The sequence below is a fragment of the Luteibacter sp. HAY1-4A genome (genome assembly GCF_056755355.1).
On record NZ_JBNDHZ010000111.1, the window covers coordinates 1 to 831 of the forward strand.

The window sequence follows — 831 nt, forward strand, 5'->3', positions numbered from 1 at the left end:
TCGGCTCGATGGTGAACACCATGCCCTCCCGCAACACCAGGCCGGTCCGGGGCTTGCCCCAGTGCAACACCTGGGGTTCCTCGTGCATTTCGCGGCCGATACCGTGGCCGCAATATTCCCTGACCACCGCGTAGCCGTGCCGCCGTGCATGCCGTTCGATGGCGTGGCCGACGTCGCCGAGCGTGGCGCCCGGGCGGACAGCCTGGATGCCTTTCCACATCGCCTCGTACGTTGTCTGCACGAGGCGCGCAGCCGGGTGGGCTACTTCGCCCACCAGGTACGTCTTGCTGGAATCGGCGATATAGCCGTTCTTCTCCAGCGTGATGTCGAAATTGACGATGTCGCCGTCCTGCAGGATGTCCGATGGGGAAGGGACACCGTGGCATACGACGTCATTGCGGGAGGCGTTGAGGGCATAGGCGTATCCGTACTGGCCTTTGCTCGCGGGTCGTGCGCCGAACTCATGAACGATGAGGTCATCGACCCGGTCGTTGACCTCCATGGTGGACATGCCGGCCAGGTCGAGTCGATCGAGGTGAGCGAATACCTGCGCGAGCAATCGGCCCGACTCCGCGAGCAGGGCGATTTCCTCCGGCCGCTTGGTCACGCCGTTCCCACCCGGATGGGCTGTGCGACGACGCCGGCAGCGCGCAGTTCACGAGCAACGATCTCGTTGAAGGTCTGCGTGGGATTCATTTCGCAGAGCATGCCTATGCGGATCCAGAAGGCGGCCTGCGCGTTGATCGAACGGCACGACACGGCGCTTGCCTTGCGCAGTTGGTCGTGCAGTTCGTCGTCGATGTTTACGATGCCCATGGATTCTGATCTATA

General features: G+C 63.1%; 2 protein-coding genes. Both read right to left on the reverse strand.

Annotated elements, in window-relative coordinates:
• Positions 1 to 607 (reverse strand): type I methionyl aminopeptidase (gene map, locus ACPYOD_RS19145; RefSeq protein WP_481303271.1); only part of this gene is annotated, 607 nt, incomplete at its 3' end.
• Positions 604 to 816 (reverse strand): ParD-like family protein, encoded by a 213-nt coding sequence (locus tag ACPYOD_RS19150; RefSeq protein ID WP_481303272.1) that lies wholly within the window; start codon positions 814 to 816, stop codon positions 604 to 606. The genes map and ACPYOD_RS19150, both read right to left, overlap by 4 nt.
• Positions 817 to 831 lie beyond the last annotated feature (15 nt).

Coding starts and splice junctions, on each gene's coding strand:
- ACPYOD_RS19150 (WP_481303272.1), bottom strand. CDS start 816: ATGGGCATCGTAAACATCGACGACGAACTGCACGACCAACTGCGCAAG.